Raw genomic sequence first — 19,833 nt, 5'->3', positions numbered from 1 at the left:
TCTTTAATACTCAAGAAATGGAAATCAGAATATTCAATATAGTTATATTTTGGAATAATATTCAAAATAAACCTATTTTTATGAGTTTGACTTTTTCTTAACTTTTTTTTGCAACGCTAGTGATATTTAACCAACTTTTGCACAAACTAATCGTAAATTTGTAGAAAAGATAAGGATTGAAAACACATGGACTTTATCCGAATAGCTGTTGAGTTATCTGTTGGTTTTATTTCACTATTTATCGTAACGCAATTATTAGGGAAAACTCAAATCACTCAAATTACACCATTTGATTTTATCTCTGCACTAGTACTAGGAGAACTTGTCGGTAATGCACTTTATGATCCGGAAGTAGGTGTAGATAAAATCCTCTACTCCTTAACCTTATGGGGAATATTAATTTATTTATTAGAACTAATTACACAAAAGTGGCGAAGGTCAAGAAAGATACTTGAAGGACGACCTTCACTTGTAATTTATGAAGGGAAAATAAATAGGAAGGAATTAAAAAGGAGTAAATTAGACATAAACCAATTACAGCATTTATTACGAGCAAAAGGTGCTTTTTCTATTCGCGAAGTAGAATATGCCGTTTTAGAAACAGATGGGTCTGTTAGTGTATTAAAGAAACATGGATTCGCTAACCCTACTAATGCTGACCTTTCTATTCCTTATTCAAAACCTCAGCTTGCTGTTACACTCATTTCAGATGGAGACGTAATTTATGAAAACTTAGAAGAATTTCATTTAACTGTACAGTGGCTATTACTAGAAATAAAAAAACAGGGCTTTCATAACCCATCTGACATTCTTTTAGCGGAGTACCAACAAGGTAAATCTTTATACATATTGCCATTTACAGAGGAAAAATTGTAACTAATATAGGAACTTTCATGTTGAAGCGATTGAAATTCGTGGGCTGCTTAGATGGGATAATATTTTTTTAGTTTCCATCTACTTCAACGAAAGTTCCTTTTCATGGGTATCTTCTACTAGATCGTCTCATTAAACAACTGACCTTTTCCTGTTATATCAGCAATAATCTCACAATTAACTCTCTTTTTCGTTGGAACGGCTTGAGCTTCCTTAGACCATTTATCTTTGTTTTGTCTACGCTGTTTTTGTAATTCCTCCCAGTTGTATTGTGGATTTACTTTATAAAAAATAGCTTTTCTAACTGGGTCTACCATTGTATTCGTTTTTTCGTTAACCGCATTTGTTCGATTAGCATATTGATGGTACGTATTTTGATTAATTGGTAAGACATAACCCATCTTAAGCCCCTCCTTATTGATTATTTTCCCTATTATTGATTGTTCCAAACTTATACCGCACACTATAGTTTATGTGTTAGAATGAGAAAGATTGACTTTTAAAGGGGAATTACGTATATGAAACTAGCAATCTGGAAGAGTCAACCTATTTCTCTTAATAAAATTGCGAGAGAACGGTATCAGCAAATATATGAACTTGGACAACGTTATGAACTAACATGTTCAATTTGTTCAACACGAGTAAAAATGTATTTAGGTATTTATGAAGAGCCTCATTTTTACCCAGTCGACAAATCCATTAATCATGAAGAGTGTGAACGAAAAGCGGCTACTATGGAGTCGCCGATAGTCGAAATAGAAGAAAGCGCATCGTATTTAGAACAGAATGGGTTTCGAATTCCGAAATCACGTTCTATTTCTACTCAACCCTCCATCGATCAAACATCGTGGAAAGCACCTAAATACATTTCCAATTTACCAATATATTTACAAAATATTACGAACACTCCAGCGCCAGAAAGTCCGTTCTGGGAGCAACTATTGAAAAAAAATATTGTTCTAGACTTTTCCCAGCGTGAAGCAGTAAAACATGTTGACGGGCCGTTGCTCGTTTTAGCAGGTGCTGGTAGTGGAAAGACAAGAGTTTTAACTACAAGAGTCGCTTATATGATTGGAGAACAGAAAATAGACCCTCGTTCGATTATGCTTGTTACGTTTACAGCGAAAGCAGCTCAAGAAATGAAAGAGCGGTTATCACTATATACGAACCGTGCTTCCATGAATGGCGTAGTAGCTGGCACATTTCATAGCATTTTTTACCGAATCGTAAGCCACCATGAACCAAGCCGCTGGAACCATGAAAAGCTATTAAAATGGGAATGGCAAAAGGAGCAATTTTTAAAGCAAACTGGTCGCAGTCTCGGCCTAGACGAAAAGGAATTCCCTTGGGACGAAGCAATCCAGATGATCAGTTATTGGAAAAACAATTTACAATTTCCAAACGACATTAAAGCTTCTAACAAAACGGAGGAAGACTACCTTCATTTATATAAGGAATATGAACAGTGGAAAAAAACAAACGAGTTCTTCGACTTTGATGATATGCTGATTGGCTGTTACGAATTATTCACTCGAGATGAAAACCTACTACAAAAATATCAGCAACGCTTTCAATATTTTTTAATAGATGAATTTCAAGATATTAATAAAGTTCAATATGAAACGATTAAATTATTAGCTAAAAGTAAAAATTTATGTGTGGTCGGTGACGATGACCAATCCATCTATGCGTTTAGAGGAAGCGACCCGTCCTATATCGTAAATTTCGATCGAGATTTTCCAACTACAAAAGTAGTTACACTGTCTGAAAACTATCGATCCACACATGCGATTGTTGCCTCTGCTAATAAAGTAATCGCTCATAATAAAAAGAGAAAGCAAAAAAGTATGAATGCGCAAGTAGATAATAAAAAGTCTCCCCTTCTTTTCTTTCCTCACGATGAGGAAGAGGAAGCGACAATGATCGTGCAAGATATGAAAGAACGAATAGAAAATGGAGACAATCCTAACGATTTTGCTATTCTATACAGAACTCATAGTGCAGCCCGTGCTATTTTCGAACGACTTACACAATCTGGCTTACCATTTTCAATTGACCAAGACTATGATAGTTTTTATAATCGTCGCATTGTGAAAAGTATGATTGCTTTTTTAAGACTCAGTCACGATAAAAATGATGTAAAGGCGTTAACAGATATTTTGCCAGCTCTATTTTTAAAGCAGTCTAGTTTACAAGATGCGAAAGCTATATCGATACTAGAAGATTGTGATTTAGCTGTCGCATTATCGAAAATATCTAATATTGCACCATTTCAAGCGAAAAAGTTAAAAAAGCTCGTCCCACTTTTCTCCTCGTTACAAGCTGTGACTCCAACGGTTGCACTTGAAATAATTGAGAAGGACATGGGATTTTCCGATTATGTTAAAAAGCGCGGCAACGAAGGGAATATGGTTGAAAAAGGATCTGACGATGTACGTGATTTGAAGGTTGTCGCTAAAAAGTTTTCGACAGTTGAAGATTTCCTTGCACATATTGATGATATGATTGCCAAAACAACGGAAATGAAAAAACTAAGCAAACAGTTTAAAGATGCAATACGCCTTTCCACTATTCATCGTGCAAAAGGACTTGAATATAAGAAAGTATATATTTTAAGTGTTGTCGACGGTGGTATTCCCCATGACTTTGCTTTAGAGGACGTTCGTAACGGTGACTATCATTCATTAGAAGAAGAGCGAAGACTTTTATACGTTGCGATGACTCGTGCAAAGGAAGAGTTGTTTCTTTCCGTCCCACAAAATAGACGTGGAAAAAAAGCGTATTTATCGAGGTTCATCAAACAAATACTGCCAAATTAATTTATTAATTGGAAATTATTATCATATAAAATACGTTTATACTTTCTCTTTTCGTGGTAAATAAAGAGAAAGTGAGGTGCTGCTTTTATATGAAAAATAAAAAGTCCCAATATGAAGTGTATTCGATTTTTCATTTATCGGATGACATGCTGCTTACAACGCTACATAAAGCAATGAAGCTGCAATTGGATGAAAGCTTTATCGAAATTTTAATGAAAGAAGTTAACAGACGACAATTATCACTTTCTATAGAAAAGATGAAAAACCACTGAACTTATGATCAGTGGCTTTTTTCTAATGCTCTTACTTCTTTTTTTCGTTTAGCATTTTAGATATTGTTCCCATATCTACTGGTTTGTCACCATTGATTAATGTATTGACAATTTTATCTTCAAGCTCTTGAGGGACGTTTCGATTTGCTAATTTAGCAACACGCTTCACAAGCCCTCTTACAGTAGCTTCATCTTTAAAATTTGCATTTTGCATTGAGTTAGCAAGTTCAAATACATCTTTCATATTTACACCTGTTTTTTGTTCAATTCCTTTAAAGAAGTTGTTATTCATTTAAATGGTCCTCCTTCCTTTCATATGGCATTGTATGATTTAGGCTAGGCGGTGGTTACAACTGTTTTGTCTAAAACATTAAATGTAAAAAAATGAACACTATCTTTTTCCATGATTTATTAGAAAAAGGCTGACTCAAAAAGTCATTTTTCAATGAACTTTTGGACAGCCCTTTAGTTAAAGATTATTAAAAATTTTTCCTTAAACTAGCTTGGAAATTAACGAGGTCCACCGTACCAAACAGCCCCAATAATTACTAATAAAATAAACAACACTACAATTAACGTATATCCTCCGCCGTAGCTATTTTGAAAGCCTGGCATTTTTCTTCCTCCCTTCGAAGTCTAATTAAGATGCGCACCTTACATTAATACTTTATGTAGGAATTAATAGTTTGAATAGTTAAAGTAGCTCAGAGAAAATGCGCATTTTAATAGAATTAGGTGAAATTAATAGATTAATCATCGGGTCATTATTTCTACTAATTTAAACTATTAAACTAGCAGCTTTGTCTATACATTTATTATTAATAATCATAATATATTTTGAACCGAAGTTATTTAACTAACATATAAGAAAGGAAGGTATCTAGTGGCCTATAAAAGACAGCTAACTTACTCTTTAGAAGAACAATTGAATAGACAATATTTGTGGCTGACGGAACAAGTAAAATATTTAAAAAAGAACGAACGGAAATTAGAACAAGAACTGAATAGTTTAAGAGAAAAGGTCGACAAACTTATTACGGTAGTTCCATCCCAGCAAAATAATGACCCTAACTTTAGTAATGGTACTTGGAACCTCCAATTAACTCAACCAGTCAATAATGTCACAAACTCCAAAGCAGAAAATAATTTGCAATTAGAAAATGATGAACCGACCGCAAATGGATTTACTAATATGTTGAATTTTCTCAATGGATTAAATCTTGATTTTGAAAAATTATCATACGTCCTTCTTATCATCGCAAAAATGTATGATCAAAATTCTATCAAAGTATTTAATTATGAAATCGAAGTGGAAAAATTAGCTCAAGCTTTACTACTTCTCTCACAGCTAAATAAAGGAGAGCTGAACGAAATGAAGGATTTATTAACAGAATAATATATAAGTTTAAGCGTTATGTCCTAATAAAATAAGGAAGGCTATCCCTGTTTTCAGGAATAGCCTCTCCATTACCTTTTACATTAATATAATTTAGATGCACCAACGATAATTAAAAGGATAAACAATACTACGATCAATACGAATGTTCCGCCGCCGTAACCAGCGCCACCAACACCGTAACCGTATCCAGGGTAACCGCAACCTCCATAGTAACCCATTACAAGCACCTCCTTCGTGACTTTTCCTTAATAATATATGTATAAATGCCAGTGATGTATGGGCTCTTCTCCTAGGAGGAATGCGGATATTTATATGTTTTCACTAAGCCTATTTGAAAAAAAGAGTTATATTAACATTTATTCCATTCCACTTCAACTCTGCTTCAGAAATTGAAATCAGATCCACCAATTAATTTGTATTTAACACTTCTTTATAAATATATTTTCCATAGCTAGCAACTTTTTCTTTACAATACGAAGGGATTTATACTTTTTTGTCGAATGTTTAAGTCGTCTTATTCTAAAATTTTTAGGGGCTGAACTTATGAAATTTATTGGAGCACTCATTCTAAGCTTTATTATTGGGTTTGTTGGTTTCATTGTAATGTTTATTACTCTACTCTCTTCAGGAAAAACAATACATGGGCTTTTTGTCATTGCGATTTTTCTTGGACTTATTATTTTTGCAAACTTGTTAATATATGGTCAATTTAAAAAAAGATGGACTAAAATTTCTTTTATTTCCTATATTGGTGTACTGCTACTGTTATTCGCAATTAATATGGGACATGGTTATTATGTTAACAGCTTAAAAATAATGAGTACACAAGATGTTAATCTGGAGGATTATGAACCATTTAAAAACAACAACAAATTAGCAGTTTTAGATGAAGGTGCATCTTTTCAACTTACCGATAACTTACCTAAACTAGATGGTTCAACTGCACTCTATCCTATTTATGCTTCTTTTGCTCAAGCAGTTTACCCCAAAAAAGAATACCGTTTTAATGGCGGTGAAGTTGTTTCTACGCAAACGAGCGGCGCTTGGGCAGCATTACTCAAAGGTTCAAGAGACATTATTTTTGCACCGGAAGCACCCGAAAGAGTATTAAAGGAAGCAGCACGAAAAGATATTACATTAATACACACTCCAATTGGTAAAGAAGCGTTTATATTTTTCGTACATAAAAACAATCCTGTTGATAATATATCGCTTGAACAAATTCAGAAAATTTATGCTGGTGAAATTACGAACTGGAAAGAACTAGGCGGGGAAAATGAAGAAATCGTTGCCTTTCAACGTCCTGAAGATAGTGGTAGTCAACAAGCATTACAAAAATTAATGGGTACAAAACGGTTAATGAACCCACCTTCAGAGCAAATAGCGTCAGGTATGGGGGGCATTATCGAATTAACTGCAGATTATGAAAATCGATCTAACGCACTAGGTTTTTCATTCCGCTTTTTCTCACAGGAAATGGTGCAAAACGGAAAAATTAAACATTTGGCAATTGACGGCATCGAGCCAACTTTAGAAAATATTCAAAATGGAACGTACCCAATTGTAAGTGAGTTTTATGCAATAACAACTGAGCAAAATACTAATCCTAATATTCAACCATTTATAAAATGGATGATATCTACGGAGGGGCAAGAACTTATAAAAAAGACAGGTTATACTCCATATCATAATTAATTGCAATTTTAAGAGGGCTGCATATTCAATCAGCCCTCTTGTTTAAATATATTTTCTAACTCCATTTCTTTTCCTTCTGCCCAATTTTCTAGTTTTTCCATATAATTGTGGAGTCTTCCTTCTAGCCATTCTATTTTCTCGATATTTCCTTCAGCATTTTCATCTGTTTCCCGTTCAATCTTTTGTGTATCAGCTAATTGTTCGTTTATTTTCCAACGATCAAAAATAAATTTCAATTGTTCTTCACCGAAATCATACTTACCCATATGTTATTCACCTCTTTCAAGTACAGTATGCCATGAAAGGAGGAGAAGTTCTTATTAACTACTGGATAAGTAATTCGAGATTTGTTTCTCCACATTACTTATCTCATTAGAAATATGTTCATAAAAGTTTTCAAATTCTTTATATTTCGTAACTATTGCTAAATACTCCATATCCGTATGGCATTTTTTTAGTGCCGTCAAAACTATTTCTCGCTCTCTATTATTTCGAATATGTACTTGATCATCGAACAAATCTAACGTTACATTTCCATATGTATCTACTTGAGCTAAAAACACATTAGCAAGAAGAACATCCCTTTTTTCTAACTCAGAATACAGCCAGCGACGATTTAAACCTGCCCGTGTTAAAGGTTCATCTAAAACTCGACCGTCCATTATAACGGTTTGAGGCTCTTGTGTATGGGGAGCATCAGTAAATAAGTCTCCGTAAACGATCGGTTGTTTTTCCCGCTTTAATAAAACGTTCAGCTCACCATTAGATTCTAATGTGGCAAACTGAACGTCCGAAACTTGAAACACATTCTTTTTTCTTAATTGTTCTAAAAACTCATCAATGCTATATTTTTCTTTGCGCAAATTGCCTTCTAATATTTTTCCGTCTCGAATGAACACTGTCGCATTTCCTTCCATGAAATCTCGGAAGACTTTGCTTTTTAAACCAAGTTTTGAAGCTAGCAGTGGGAATAGCAACCATATTAATATACTTGTAACCCCATGTTTCACTTCCAAATTATGGTCCATTGAAAGTGTACCTGCAATATCTCCAATCGTGATGCCTGCTATATATTCAAATGATGAAAGTCTAGACAGCTGTTTTTTGCCTAATAGCTTCGTTACTAAAAAGAGTCCGATAATGATGGACACAGAACGAATAACAATCTCTAGCCATTGCGACATAAAACAACTCTCCTTTTATGATGGATATTGTTGAAGGTGTTCTTGTAGCTCTTTTCGTAAATTTTCAAGCTTTATATATGCTGTATGGAAAGTATTAGCTTCTGTTTCTTCTTTTGCGACCGATGCGAAATACTGCAAGCTTTCATAAACCATTTTCATGTTAGAAGACACCGTCTGTAACAATTGTTTCTCTTGCACATTCTTCACCCTTTCGGCTTAAACAGTAACGCTCCGATAAACCCAAAAATAATAGCAGCCGATATACCAGAACTTGTTACTTCAAACATTCCTGTTAGCACTCCTACGACACCATGCTTTTCACCTTCTGAAATGGCACCATGCACAAGTGAATTACCGAAACTTGTAATTGGAATAGTTGCACCGGCACCAGCGAACGAAATGAGAGGTTCGTACAAACCAAAACCGTCTAAAATAGCGCCTATGACAACTAGTGTACTTAACGTATGGGCGGGTGTTAACTTAAACACATCAAACATAATTTGACCAACGACACAAATAAGCCCTCCTACGACAAATGCCCAGAAAAACGATTCAATCATTGCTGTCCCTCCTCGTATTCAATTGACACCGCATGAGCAATACAAGGAATCGTTTCACTTTGTTGAAAAGATAGCGGTGATAGTAATGCCCCTGTTGCAACGACTAACATTCGTTTTATTTCTCCTTTTTTCATACGGTTTAGTAAATGTCCATAAACGACAGTTGCAGAACAACCAGCCCCACTAGCACCCGATAAAACGGGTTGATCGTCTCTATATATCATTAATCCGCAATCTTGGTATTGATTATCTTCAATCTTTACTCCTTGTTGCTTTAATAAATCAAGCGAAACTGTACGACCTATTTCACCTAAGTCTCCTGTTACGATTAAATCGTAATAGGAAGGCTCTCTATTTAAATCATGGAGATGCGCTTTTATCGTGTCTACTGCCGCCGGAGCCATCGCACCCCCCATGTTAAATGGGTCTGTTAATCCCATATTAATTACTTTGCCAATTGTTGCAGAAGTAACCTTTGGACCAACACCTTTATTAGCTACTACCGCTACACCAGCACCTGTTACAGTCCACTGCGCGGTCGGTGGCTTTTGCCCTCCATACTCTGTTGGATAGCGAAATTGCTTTTCAACAGCGGCATTATGACTGGATGCACCTGTTAAACAATAATGCGCTCCCCCATAGTTAACTAAGAAGCTCGATAACGCTAATCCTTCCATAGATGTCGAGCATGCACCAAAAACCCCGAAGTATGGAATCGCTAATTTTTCAGCAGCAAAATTTGTTGGTGTCATTTGATTAATTAAATCTCCAGCAAGAAAAAACTGAATTTCATCCTTTTTTAAATTCACCTTTTGTAACGCTTGTTGACTAGCTTCCTCTAACAAGAGCTTATGTGCTTTTTCATACGAATCTTGCTCCAGCCATAAGTCTGTATGTAGTAAATCAAAGTCGTTTGCTAAGAGTCCATTTGCTTCAAATGGACCACCAACTGTCCCTGTTGATAATATAACCGGTTTATTCGAAAATTCCCATGATTGTTTTCCTTTGAGCATTACAATCCGCCCCATTGCATTAATATCGTTTTAATTAAGCCCACTACAAATGCTGAAAATACACCGAATAAAAGTACAGAACCGGCTAGTTTGAACATATTCGAGCCAACTCCAAGGACAAAGCCTTCTGTACGGTGTTCAATACACGCTGAAATTACTGCGTTTCCGAACCCCGTTACTGGTACTGCACTTCCTGCTCCAGCTACTTGCCCAATTCTGTCATACACACCAAATCCTGTTAGTAACATCGCAATAAATATCATCGTTGCAACGGTAGGATTACCGGCAGTTTGCTCCGTAAAATTAAAAAAATAGATGTAACTAAGCTGAATTGCTTGTCCAACTAGACAAAACACCCCCCCAAAGAAAAAGGCTTTTAAGCAATTTTTAACTACTGGCCGCTTTGTTTCTCGTTGCTGTTCAAATTGTTGGTATTTTGCTTGTTCTGGTGTCACATTTTTCTTATTATTTGCCATCCAACTATTCCTTTCTACGCTTTATCCTGACGAAGCTTGTCTAGTTTTTTAAAACGTTTTTCTACTTCCTTTGTTGATAGATTTTCATCCTTTATTGCCTTTTTCAGCTTGTTTACCTCCAACCATATTTTTAAATCATGGGATACGATAATTTTTTCCTTTTCCCCTTCAAATTCTTTCTTTAATGCTTTTTTCACTTTTTTCTCAATGGATTCTGTAAAAAACTTTTGCATTTGCTTTACTTGAATCGCGATTAGTAACTGGCCATCCGATGAAATGGCATTGGCAGACTTAACTTCTGGAAATGACTTTGCAACCCGCTCTGCTCTTTCTTGTTTTTGTTTAATTTCCTCTGCCTCATTACCCGTATTCATACTTTGAGGGGTTCCAGTTATATTTGATCCCTCCTGCTTTCCTTGCTGCCCTTCTACTCCACAGGCTGCTAGGAATATACTTAACCCTAAACTGATAAGTATAAATTTTTTAAAAGACACACTCATTAAACTTCACCCTTCTTTTTGTTAACTATTTTTAATATTAGTTTTTCTGCAAAATATATGTATAATTTATCCGCTAATTTTTCCTTTCTGAAATTTTTTACATAGTAAAGAGCAAAAAGCCAAGAGTCTCCATAATGTATTCGGAGCTTGGCTTTTCTACTATCTTAAAATTCTTTGTAAAACAGCTTCGAGTATTCCAGCTAAACCAGCAACACCTAGAATGAATAGAACTGGCTCTCCCACTATGGGAAACATGATGAGCAGAACATACAGTAATGTTGAAACCCATATCCCTGTACACCAATAACAACTTAATAATTCTCCAAACCAAGCACTTATCCCCTTTCCTTTGATAATAATGTATTCCTCTACTTCACCTTTTTCATTTAATTCTTCGACTTGGTCTAGGAAGGGTTTACGCAAAAAAGAAGTAATTCTATCAAAAACTATTAAGCGAGTAAGTCTGAATGATGCTAAAGCTAAAAGAAGCAAAAAAAACGTATTTACTACATTCATAAAAAATTCCCCTCCATTTTTTAAAAAACTTACATATATTACAAAATAAAAGCTGTCGACGATCGACAGCATCATTTCAACAACATTTATACCCTTCTTACTTTTCTACAACCACAATCAGAAGTTTGTTTCTTAGCTACTTTTTTTACGGAATACGTTCCATTTGCTCTTTTTTTATCGCCAATTACGTTATTCGGTTGGTAATAATACTTTTTCATATTGAATTCACACCTTTTCTTCATTTTACTGTAGTTTATGTGATAATTTTAAAAATTGCTTTCCACGAAATCACTATATATTACCGTTTATTTTTTCGATTTATATTCGATACATTTTGATAAAACCACTCATTGTTCTTATTCACTTCAACTTTTTCCTCTTTTTTACTCTCATGTTCTTTTAATAATGAACTTTTTTCTTTAAGTAAAATGTCTATTCTCTCGTTATAATCCTTTACCAATCTTTCTTTTTCCGTCTGTAATACATGATTTTCCTCACCTAGATCAATAATTGCTTCTTCCTTTATGGATACTAATTGCTTTAAGTTATCTATTCTTTCTGTATAATCCTTCAGCACTTGTTTTAATTCTTGATTCTCTGTTTGCAGAGCATGCTTTTCAGTATTTATTTCAATAATGGCTTTCTCCTTTACAGATTCTACTTTGTGCAAATCGTCTTGTAATACATTTATTTTCGTTTCTTTCTCCTTTATTTCATCTTTTAACCGTGTAAGTTCCTCTAACAATTGCTGCAATTTTTCTATTTCGCTTAGTTGTTTAAGTTTCACCATCTCTTGCTTATATCGGTGCAATTCTGATTGCAAATGTATAATATGTTGTTTTAATACAACAGGATCGTTTGAATTTTTCATATTCCATTCTCCTTCCAAAATTACGTACTCTTTTTTTATATATGCAAAAAATCCGCTTATGTCACAGCACACATACCTATAGAGTCTACATAATATACAGTAGTCCCAGGTGCTGAATGGGAAATAAACAATAGGAGGAATTCAAGTGAGTCATAAAGGGAAAGAAACAGTTTGTATTAGGACTAAAAAAGTATATGACTGGGTTACACGTCAAGTGGATGTCCCTTTAATTAGTCTTAATAACGGCGAACTCGATGAGGCATTTGTTTGTAAGCTAAGAGGTACAGGTAATTTTTGTGATTTATTAGCAGAAAATGATATCGATGTCGATACGTTATCAGTAAATTGCTTTTTATCTGATGCCCATGGTAATCGAATTGACCCAAAAGTTGACCATAAAGCGTTGTTATGTCAAGAAATTAAACAACCTGGAGGTCGACATGATGTAGATGTCACTCTTCCAAACGGTGATGAGATAACTCTACAAAAAGTAAAAGTTTTAGTTAAAGGCCATGTTGTAGTGGAACTAGTTGATGCGGTAGGAAATGTGGTATGTCGTACATGTCCTATCCAATGGGCAACTGCACAAACATTTATACTTTGTGCTCCAGAAGGTACGAAATTAAGCTGCCATATTTCATTCTTTGAGTGTGACGCAAGCTTAATTTGCACAGATGAATTTAATCAATTAGATGTTTCCATCGTATTATGTTTAGAAGTTCAAATGGAAGCAAATGTGAAATTAGAAATTGAAGCAAGAATTTGTCGCCCAAGAGAAGAAATTCTAGAAGCAGTACTATGTCCAGTTGAAAAATTTCCGCCACAATGTCCAGAAATTTTTCCCAGTACACATTAAGACTCAAAATAAAGGCTGTTGAACCACAGCCTTTCAGCTTGTAGACTTATTGATTATTAGTCTACAAGCTTTTTTAATTGTGTAAAAATAGTTCTAGATACATATAATGCTTAGAAAGGAGGGAGCTTACCGTGAATAAGCTAGATAAACATAACCAAGAGCTACTTATGCTTAAGCAAAAGGACATTCATTATCGTTCTGAAATTTCTAGACTTAGCAACGCCATTGTTGAGTTAGAGAATTTGATAAAGAAAGAACAAATTAGAAATCAATACCTTCAGAAAAAATTGATAGAGGTCGAAAATAATAAATTACTTGAGTATAAAAAACAAATACAAAAATATAAAAACGCTCTTTTAGAAAAAGAAGTTGCATTAGAGGAAGAACAAAAAAAAGTTGAAACCATTATGAGTGAAATCATTACGAGGGAAATACAACCACCTCCCCAACAAAAGGAGAATAATGATTTTGCATTAGACTCTTTTTTTAATTATTCCACCATCCTTTCAACATACGAGGTCGATCAGGATATCGTCATTATTGGTGATTATGTTATTAAAAATACTGGTTCAACTAAAATACAGGACATTATAATTTGTATAAAACTAGCTCCTCATAATAATTGTAACTTCAGTGGAAAAATCACCATGAATCCGGAGTTGGATCAAGACGAAGATATGCTAAATAGTAAAGCTGCGACTAACTGGACATATGCAGTAAAGGACTGGAAAATGAAAATAAGAAAAGATGGGGAATATTGGATTAGACCCATTAATGATTCCACCCTTGAACCTGGCGAGCAATTAATATTTCCACAGTTTGAACTTCGAATTCATAAAGAATCGAATATTAAGAAAAACGTTATACAAGGATTCACTTACTCAAATGAATTCCGAAAAGGCACTCCCTCGAATAATCAAATTATTATTAGTTATTAATAACATTTAAAGGTTTTTCAGGTAATCATTAAAAATAGGAAAAAGGGCAAATATATTGAGTTATTCGCCCTTACATGTTTGTGGTAATTGAATAGTCTAATATAGGAATCTATTCCAAAACTAAAAAAGGAGGCTTTCTTAATGGGCTTTGTACACTTTGAGCGAAATATAGATTTCGAAGACTTATATGCAGAAAGATGCGGTTTCAAGAAAAAGAAAAAACGTGATTGTATTTGTTCCATTATCTGTGACTTCGTAGGTGAGACTGTAACAGCAGTAACAAAATCTGGTGACATGATCACTGGTGTAGTAGAACATTTTGACCCACGTACTGGTTGTGTAACATTCCTTATTCCTGCACCAATGACACCACCAATGCAACCGGCAACTCAAACAATTATTGGTTGCGATGATATTGAGAGCATTTCTCAAGAGATTCCTAGAACTAGACGTTAGTAAATATAGTGACTGTCGCATTTATTAGCGACAGTCTTTTTTATAGTATATTTAAATAAGATAAACAGTCTAAGCCTTTATATATAGGAATACTTCTCTTATATAAATCAGAATTATTTACTGTAGAAGTATGATTATTTTTATCTTTACTTCTACAATAAACATAATTATTGGCAGATGTTGAATATAAAGTATAATGTTGGTTTAAAATGTCGTATTGGAAATAATAATCCTCACCAACATTTAAATGCCTAAACGGCACTTTACTTAATAACTCTTTTTCCATTACAAAAGTAGAACCTGCTAAAAAATTTGTTCTTTCACTAATACTTGAAACAGCTGTATTTTCTTTACCACTATTATATAGCCTTAATTCTCTTTTTCCTTCAAAAAATATATAAATACTCGACTTTCCCACTAAAGGTACATTTTGGCCTTTTAACGCTTCTAGTGCTTCCTGTATATAATTAGGGCCGTAGTAATCATCATCATCAAATTTTGCAATGTAGTCATACTTAGCAAACTTTACTGCTTTGTTTAAGCATTCTCCTAAAGTTAATTGCTCATCGAGTTGAACTATCGTTACATCATCATGCTGATTTGCTTTCCTTTTATATTCACCAACTACTAATGAGTTACGATTCAGTACAATTATTAACTCCATTTTACCAGGGGATTGTTGTCTTTTATAATTCTGAAATATATTTTCCATATTAACACTTCTATTTGTACAACAAATTATTGAAATCATCCTTTTCTCCTCATTAATATAATTTTAAAAACAAAAACAATATTTATTCATACAATATAATGAATGAATTACTTTTTAGTTTTATTACTCTAAATAATAATTACTTTCGAAGAGGTGAATACTCTATTGCCAGATGTAAGTATAATTATTAGTTCGTATAACATATATTATCAAACACTTTTTACTCTAGAGTCTTTATCCAATCAAACTTTCGATTTATCAAAAGTAGAAGTAATACTAATTGATAACGGTTCAACTGATAATACGTACAAACTAAAGGATTTTAAAAGCACCTTCCAATTCAAATATATTCGATGTAAAGAAAATCTAGAAAGAGCTGGTGCCAAAAATAAAGGCCTTGAACATGCAGAGGGATCTATCATTATTTTTCTAAATGGGGAAATGCTTGTAGAGAAAGATTTTATTTCGAAACATGTTAGTTATCATTTAATTAACAAAAACATTATTGTGTCTACTAATTTTTCTCAACAAGAAATTTTTACTGTCTATCATCCGGACTTTAATGAAAACCAGATGAGGAAATTTTACGAACAGAAACAAAAGTATGTAAGCCATGATATTCTGTCAAAAGAAACCCAAAGTATTACTGAATTAATAACTAGGGATGAAATTATTTCTAACAACTTTAATAGTTATTCCTATAATTCACCATACTTTACTGAGGTATATAAAAATTATGGATTTAATTTAAAGCAGTTCCTCTTACCTTGGGTTATATGCGTTACTCGTTGTATATCAATAAGAAAGGATTTAATAGAGAAGGCTGGTTATTTTGATGAGTGCTTTAAGGGATGGGGCAGTGAAGATAGCGAGTGGGCATATCGAATGTATAAAAAAGGGGCGATATTCGTAGAAGCACCCGAAATTAAAGTTTATCATCAAGAACATCCTTTTAATGAGCAGGAACGAAGCTTGGAGACTATTCAAAACTTAATTAAACTACAAACGATTCATAAAGAAATTGATACAGCTATTCTCTCTTTAGGCTTTTTTCAACGTTTTGATTTAATACTGTTAAATAATATTCTCAGAGAATATATAACTCTAACGTACATTTACAAAACTGAATTTAATATAATACTTGAGTATTTATATGAATCCTTAATTATAGCTCCAAAAATACACATGAAAAATACCTCTCTAAAGAAAGGATCGTTAAACAAACAAGTTAGTTTGGAACTAAAACATTATAATCGTAATGAACTATTAAAACAGTATAAAGCTTTAAACGCTTTAAATGATTATCCTCTATTAACAAAATTAATAAAATATATCATAAAGTAAAAAGGCCTCAAAAATATTTGTGGCCTTTTATTGTTTGATCTCAATATCCTAAACAATATCGAAAATCGAATAGTTTTTTCTCTTTCAATCTATCTTTTTGTAAAATAAACTCTTCCCATTGACACAGAACTATTAAAGTTGACGACTTTTCTATCGTATCATGCAATGATTTCGCATATTTTATGTTGTAATTAAAATTCGACTTAAAATTATTAATAGCCAATGGGTCATAAGCAATAATATTTCGATATCCTTCATCATAGAGTTTTTCGATAAATTCTTTTGAAGGTGATTCTCTAACATCATCAGAATTCGGTTTAAACGCTAAGCCCAATATACCTATTACCTCTTCTTTATCCACTTCTTTTTTAATTTTCTCCAATAAAAACGTCTTAATTTTTTGATTAGTTAATACAACACCTTCTAAAATGGAAGGAGTCAATTGTAACTCCTTATTCAATGTCAACAAAGCTTGCGTATCCTTCGGAAGACAATACCCCCCAAAACCACACCCTGGATATACATACTTTGCCATATTAACTGGTTTTGATTTATCGGTAGTAAACCATCTTTTATCTAATTGTAATACTTCAAATGCTTTAGCAATTTCAATATTTCCTAGAGTATGAGCTAGCATTGATTGTTCATTAGAGAAACTAATTAATGTAGATAATAATGTGTTTGAGAGGTACTTTATAAATTCTGCTGTATTAGGTGTCACAGAAAAAATAGGGGAATGAAATGGTTTATAATACTTATTAATAAGAGTAAATCCTTTTTTATCTTCTTCATCTATTCCGATAACAATTCTGTCAGGATTGATAAAATCATCCCATGCATTGCCCTCACGTAAGAACTCGGGATTACTCGCAATCCCAATTTCCTTGCCTATCTTTACATTAAAAGATTCGACAAAAGGCTTAATTTTTGTTTCTAGTGTAGAAGGTGGTACTGTGGACTTTATTAATAACAAACGATATTTATCTTTAAGTTCTTGTAAAGATAATGTTTGTTCAAGTGAATGAAAGATATAGGAAAGGTCAACTTTTCCATTTTTGTCATTTGGAGTCCCAACACAATAAATAATTAACTCACTAGTAGACCATGCATGTTGTAAATCGTCGGTAATAAAAAAATTATTATTTAAATGATATTTTAACTTTTCTGCTAGGTGTGGCTCATGAAAAGGCAATTCGCCTTCTATCAATTGATTTACCTTTTTCTCATCTATATCTATCCCATAAACAGTAAATCCCTTTTCTGCAAAACCTAACGCTGTAGTTAAGCCAACAAAACCTAACCCGATGACTGTTATCATTCTATATGCCAACCCTCTTTCATAAACTTTAAAAAGCGAAGTACACCATCATTTACATCAATGTTAGGTTTGTAGCTTAATAATTTTTTCGCCTTTTCTATATTGGGACATCTTCTATTTGGATTATGTGTTAAATAATCTTTTTCTTTTGTTTCAACATATTCTATTTTATATTCAACATTAAAGAGCTTTCTTCCATGTTTAACGTAAATATCAGCTAATTCTTTCACTGATATTTCTGGATTATCAATACCTATGTTAAAGTAATCGAATTTACCATATAGCAGAGCCTTTAAATACCCTAGAATAGCATCTGAAACATAGCAGAATGTTCGAGTCGGGTTCCCAGAGGAATATATTGCAATATTTCTCTTATTAACTATTGATTTCGCAAAATCAGCTGGAACCCTTCTATCATTCATTTTCATTCCAGGTCCGTAATTGTTAAATGGCCTTACAATTGTGATTGGCATATTAAACGATTCAGCATACACATAGCATAATGTTTCACCAAATCTTTTCGCTTCATCATAACAAGCTCTAGGTCCTATACAACTAACATTACCTCTATATTCTTCCTTTGTGGGGATACTTTCCTCACTAGGATCCCCGTAAATTTCACTGCTAGAAAAAAACAAAATTCCCTTTACTTGCTGTGAGTCTTTATAGAAATCTAATAAATTTCTTAACCCCCATATATTAGCATCAATTGTTTCAACTGGGTATTTCCGATAAAACACAGGTGATGCTATTGATGCCATGTGAATTACAAAATTAATATCTTCCGCCAATTTTATTTCTTCAATTTTATCTTTTGAAATATCAAATTGCACTAGTTGAAACAAATCTTTATATTGATTTTCTAGTTTTTCCAACCATTTCGGTTTACCTAATAAAAAATTGTCTAAACCGATAACTTTTTTAATTCCTAGTTTCTCTTGATACTTTAACAGATAATGTACAAAATAAAATCCGAGAAAACCTGCACATCCTGTTATAAGTATATGCGAATTATTAAATTTCTCCTTATGATCTAAGTTGTAATGAATATATTCTAAGTCCTCTTGTAATATTTTGCTCCATTCTTCATTACGTTCTATCATAACTTATTCCCTCCTTTTTAGCCCACCATTCAATAGATTTATGCAATCCTTTCTCTAAACTAGTTTTTGGTTCCCAGCCAGTATTTTTTTTTATTTTTTCGTTATCTGCTACATACATTTCCGTGAACGGTACATCATCCTTGTAATCTTGTAATGAGATAAGCTCTGTTTTGTTTATCATATTCCCGATCTTATATATAAGATCTTTCAATAATATTGGTTTTCCAGATCCGATATTTACTTCTCCGCTTACATCCTTTTCTAAAATGTGACTAAACGCTTCTGCTACGTCCTCAACATATAAATAATCTAACAATTGCATACCACTAGAGCATTTAGCAACCTTTTCTTTTAACAAAGAACAGATTACATATGGAACTAGTCTTTTCTCATGCTCACCTGGTCCGTAAACATAAAATACTCTCCCCCAAACAAATTCAATATCCTCTTGTTTGCAATACTCTTCTGCTAGTATTCGTAAAGCACACTTCGTTTTAGCATATAAATTGTTTGGCTCCAACAAAGTAACTTCCTCTTTACAATATCCCGCTGTCGACTTATATTCCGAACAAGATCCACTTATAATTACCTTTTTCCCTCCATACTTTTTAAACATTCTTAATAAGTGAAGACTTGCTTCCAACCATCTTAAATTTTCTATTGAAGATTTATAAATTCCCGGAGTAACTACCCAAGCTAAATGAATTAAATGAGTTGGTTGTATAATTTTCATTACTTTTTCAAGTTGTGTTTTGTCTAACAAATTTACCCTATGCCACGATATTTGATCATCCTTTAAATTTCTAGTAGTGATTACATGAATTTCATACCCTTTTTGCTGGAAGATATTAATAACGTGCTTTCCTATAAATCCGCTCCCACCAGTAATTAATAGCTTCTTCATATTTATCTACTTCCTATCTTCTTC

At 33.4% G+C, this 19,833-nt stretch carries 27 protein-coding genes; 9 read left to right on the top strand and 18 right to left on the bottom strand.

Annotated elements, in window-relative coordinates; all coding sequences use genetic code 11:
* Positions 1-186 precede the first annotated feature (186 nt).
* Positions 187-876 (top strand): DUF421 domain-containing protein, encoded by a 690-nt coding sequence (locus O1A01_RS06745; protein WP_066414662.1) that lies wholly within the window; start codon positions 187-189, stop codon positions 874-876.
* Between the two features lie 116 nt (positions 877-992).
* Here the strand turns inward: O1A01_RS06745 and O1A01_RS06740 are convergent, their stop codons facing one another.
* Complete coding sequence (locus O1A01_RS06740; protein ID WP_066414664.1) at positions 993-1,274, bottom strand: hypothetical protein; 282 nt, start codon at positions 1,272-1,274, stop codon at positions 993-995.
* 117 nt (positions 1,275-1,391) lie between these two features.
* On the opposite strand from O1A01_RS06740, the gene O1A01_RS06735 reads away from it, so the two are divergent.
* Together O1A01_RS06735 and sda are read left to right on the top strand one after the other, a co-directional pair.
* Entirely contained in the window at positions 1,392-3,692 is a 2,301-nt protein-coding gene (locus O1A01_RS06735) for an ATP-dependent helicase (protein WP_066414666.1), read from the top strand.
* Between the two features lie 89 nt (positions 3,693-3,781).
* Positions 3,782-3,964, top strand: coding sequence for a sporulation histidine kinase inhibitor Sda (gene sda / locus O1A01_RS06730; protein ID WP_066414669.1), 183 nt, complete (start codon positions 3,782-3,784; stop codon positions 3,962-3,964).
* Between the two features lie 31 nt (positions 3,965-3,995).
* Here the strand turns inward: sda and O1A01_RS06725 are convergent, their stop codons facing one another.
* Entirely contained in the window at positions 3,996-4,256 is a 261-nt protein-coding gene (locus O1A01_RS06725) for a sporulation-specific transcription regulator SpoVIF (RefSeq protein ID WP_066414672.1), read from the bottom strand.
* Positions 4,257-4,474: 218 nt separating this feature from the next.
* On the bottom strand, positions 4,475-4,579 hold the full coding sequence (locus O1A01_RS06720; protein ID WP_084380328.1) for a YjcZ family sporulation protein: 105 nt from the start codon (positions 4,577-4,579) through the stop codon (positions 4,475-4,477).
* Positions 4,580-4,847: 268 nt separating this feature from the next.
* Here O1A01_RS06720 and O1A01_RS06715 point away from each other — a divergent pair, with 268 nt between their 5' ends.
* Positions 4,848-5,360, top strand: a complete 513-nt coding sequence (locus O1A01_RS06715; protein WP_270065819.1) for a hypothetical protein — start codon at positions 4,848-4,850, stop codon at positions 5,358-5,360.
* Between the two features lie 83 nt (positions 5,361-5,443).
* On the opposite strand, the gene O1A01_RS06710 is transcribed toward O1A01_RS06715, so the two are convergent.
* Entirely contained in the window at positions 5,444-5,581 is a 138-nt protein-coding gene (locus O1A01_RS06710; protein WP_084380330.1) for a YjcZ family sporulation protein, read from the bottom strand.
* Positions 5,582-5,906: 325 nt separating this feature from the next.
* On the opposite strand from O1A01_RS06710, the gene O1A01_RS06705 reads away from it, so the two are divergent.
* Positions 5,907-7,058 (top strand): PstS family phosphate ABC transporter substrate-binding protein, encoded by a 1,152-nt coding sequence (locus tag O1A01_RS06705; protein ID WP_066414683.1) that lies wholly within the window; start codon positions 5,907-5,909, stop codon positions 7,056-7,058.
* A gap of 29 nt (positions 7,059-7,087) precedes the next feature.
* On the opposite strand, the gene O1A01_RS06700 is transcribed toward O1A01_RS06705, so the two are convergent.
* The 10 genes from O1A01_RS06700 to O1A01_RS06655 form a co-directional block, all read right to left on the bottom strand.
* Positions 7,088-7,324 carry a hypothetical protein gene (locus O1A01_RS06700; RefSeq protein ID WP_066414685.1) on the bottom strand — a complete coding sequence of 79 codons (237 nt, stop codon included), beginning with the start codon at positions 7,322-7,324 and terminating at the stop codon, positions 7,088-7,090.
* A gap of 54 nt (positions 7,325-7,378) precedes the next feature.
* Positions 7,379-8,242 carry a DUF421 domain-containing protein gene (locus O1A01_RS06695; protein WP_066414687.1) on the bottom strand — a complete coding sequence of 288 codons (864 nt, stop codon included), beginning with the start codon at positions 8,240-8,242 and terminating at the stop codon, positions 7,379-7,381.
* A gap of 15 nt (positions 8,243-8,257) precedes the next feature.
* The gene (locus O1A01_RS06690) at positions 8,258-8,440 is read right to left on the bottom strand and encodes a hypothetical protein (RefSeq protein ID WP_066414689.1); all 183 of its coding nucleotides are present in this window, start codon (positions 8,438-8,440) and stop codon (positions 8,258-8,260) included.
* Positions 8,441-8,445: 5 nt separating this feature from the next.
* Positions 8,446-8,802, bottom strand: coding sequence for a stage V sporulation protein AE (gene spoVAE, locus O1A01_RS06685; RefSeq protein ID WP_066414691.1), 357 nt, complete (start codon positions 8,800-8,802; stop codon positions 8,446-8,448).
* The gene (gene spoVAD, locus O1A01_RS06680) at positions 8,799-9,815 is read right to left on the bottom strand and encodes a stage V sporulation protein AD (RefSeq protein WP_066414693.1); all 1,017 of its coding nucleotides are present in this window, start codon (positions 9,813-9,815) and stop codon (positions 8,799-8,801) included. Before spoVAD ends, spoVAE begins: the two co-directional genes overlap by 4 nt.
* Positions 9,815-10,291 carry a stage V sporulation protein AC gene (gene spoVAC, locus O1A01_RS06675; protein WP_270065818.1) on the bottom strand — a complete coding sequence of 159 codons (477 nt, stop codon included), beginning with the start codon at positions 10,289-10,291 and terminating at the stop codon, positions 9,815-9,817. The genes spoVAD and spoVAC overlap by 1 nt, the downstream gene beginning before the upstream one ends.
* Positions 10,292-10,305: 14 nt before the next feature.
* Positions 10,306-10,791 carry a YhcN/YlaJ family sporulation lipoprotein gene (locus tag O1A01_RS06670; RefSeq protein ID WP_066414698.1) on the bottom strand — a complete coding sequence of 162 codons (486 nt, stop codon included), beginning with the start codon at positions 10,789-10,791 and terminating at the stop codon, positions 10,306-10,308.
* A 159-nt stretch (positions 10,792-10,950) separates the two neighbouring features.
* Positions 10,951-11,307: a DUF1360 domain-containing protein gene (locus O1A01_RS06665; protein WP_066414700.1), complete on the bottom strand. Its 357-nt coding sequence runs from the start codon at positions 11,305-11,307 to the stop codon at positions 10,951-10,953.
* An 86-nt stretch (positions 11,308-11,393) separates the two neighbouring features.
* A complete protein-coding gene (locus O1A01_RS06660; RefSeq protein ID WP_268874265.1) occupies positions 11,394-11,525 on the bottom strand; it encodes a hypothetical protein in 132 nt (43 codons plus the stop codon).
* 80 nt (positions 11,526-11,605) lie between these two features.
* Positions 11,606-12,178, bottom strand: coding sequence for a hypothetical protein (locus O1A01_RS06655; protein WP_066414703.1), 573 nt, complete (start codon positions 12,176-12,178; stop codon positions 11,606-11,608).
* Between the two features lie 145 nt (positions 12,179-12,323).
* Here O1A01_RS06655 and O1A01_RS06650 point away from each other — a divergent pair, with 145 nt between their 5' ends.
* The 3 genes from O1A01_RS06650 (at position 12,324) to O1A01_RS06640 (ending at position 14,428) form a co-directional block, all read left to right on the top strand.
* Positions 12,324-13,034, top strand: a complete 711-nt coding sequence (locus tag O1A01_RS06650) for a BMQ_0737 family morphogenetic spore coat protein (RefSeq protein ID WP_066414704.1) — start codon at positions 12,324-12,326, stop codon at positions 13,032-13,034.
* A 131-nt stretch (positions 13,035-13,165) separates the two neighbouring features.
* Positions 13,166-13,972, top strand: coding sequence for a hypothetical protein (locus O1A01_RS06645; protein ID WP_066414707.1), 807 nt, complete (start codon positions 13,166-13,168; stop codon positions 13,970-13,972).
* A 141-nt stretch (positions 13,973-14,113) separates the two neighbouring features.
* Positions 14,114-14,428: a hypothetical protein gene (locus O1A01_RS06640; protein ID WP_066414708.1), complete on the top strand. Its 315-nt coding sequence runs from the start codon at positions 14,114-14,116 to the stop codon at positions 14,426-14,428.
* Positions 14,429-14,468: 40 nt separating this feature from the next.
* On the opposite strand, the gene O1A01_RS06635 is transcribed toward O1A01_RS06640, so the two are convergent.
* On the bottom strand, positions 14,469-15,179 hold the full coding sequence (locus tag O1A01_RS06635; protein ID WP_270065817.1) for a glycosyltransferase family 2 protein: 711 nt from the start codon (positions 15,177-15,179) through the stop codon (positions 14,469-14,471).
* Between the two features lie 126 nt (positions 15,180-15,305).
* Here O1A01_RS06635 and O1A01_RS06630 point away from each other — a divergent pair, with 126 nt between their 5' ends.
* Complete coding sequence (locus O1A01_RS06630; protein ID WP_066414713.1) at positions 15,306-16,484, top strand: glycosyltransferase family 2 protein; 1,179 nt, start codon at positions 15,306-15,308, stop codon at positions 16,482-16,484.
* A gap of 40 nt (positions 16,485-16,524) precedes the next feature.
* Here the strand turns inward: O1A01_RS06630 and O1A01_RS06625 are convergent, their stop codons facing one another.
* The 3 genes from O1A01_RS06625 to O1A01_RS06615 are packed head-to-tail and all read right to left on the bottom strand — an operon-like array spanning position 16,525 to position 19,809.
* Complete coding sequence (locus O1A01_RS06625; protein ID WP_270065816.1) at positions 16,525-17,802, bottom strand: UDP-glucose dehydrogenase family protein; 1,278 nt, start codon at positions 17,800-17,802, stop codon at positions 16,525-16,527.
* Entirely contained in the window at positions 17,799-18,905 is a 1,107-nt protein-coding gene (locus O1A01_RS06620; protein WP_066414718.1) for an NAD-dependent epimerase/dehydratase family protein, read from the bottom strand. Before O1A01_RS06620 ends, O1A01_RS06625 begins: the two co-directional genes overlap by 4 nt.
* Complete coding sequence (locus tag O1A01_RS06615; protein ID WP_066414721.1) at positions 18,892-19,809, bottom strand: NAD-dependent epimerase/dehydratase family protein; 918 nt, start codon at positions 19,807-19,809, stop codon at positions 18,892-18,894. Before O1A01_RS06615 ends, O1A01_RS06620 begins: the two co-directional genes overlap by 14 nt.
* Positions 19,810-19,833 lie beyond the last annotated feature (24 nt).

This window comes from Sutcliffiella sp. NC1 (assembly GCF_027594365.1).
Taxonomy (GTDB): domain Bacteria; phylum Bacillota; class Bacilli; order Bacillales; family Bacillaceae_I; genus Sutcliffiella; species Sutcliffiella cohnii.
This window is presented reverse-complemented; position numbering and strand designations above follow the sequence as displayed.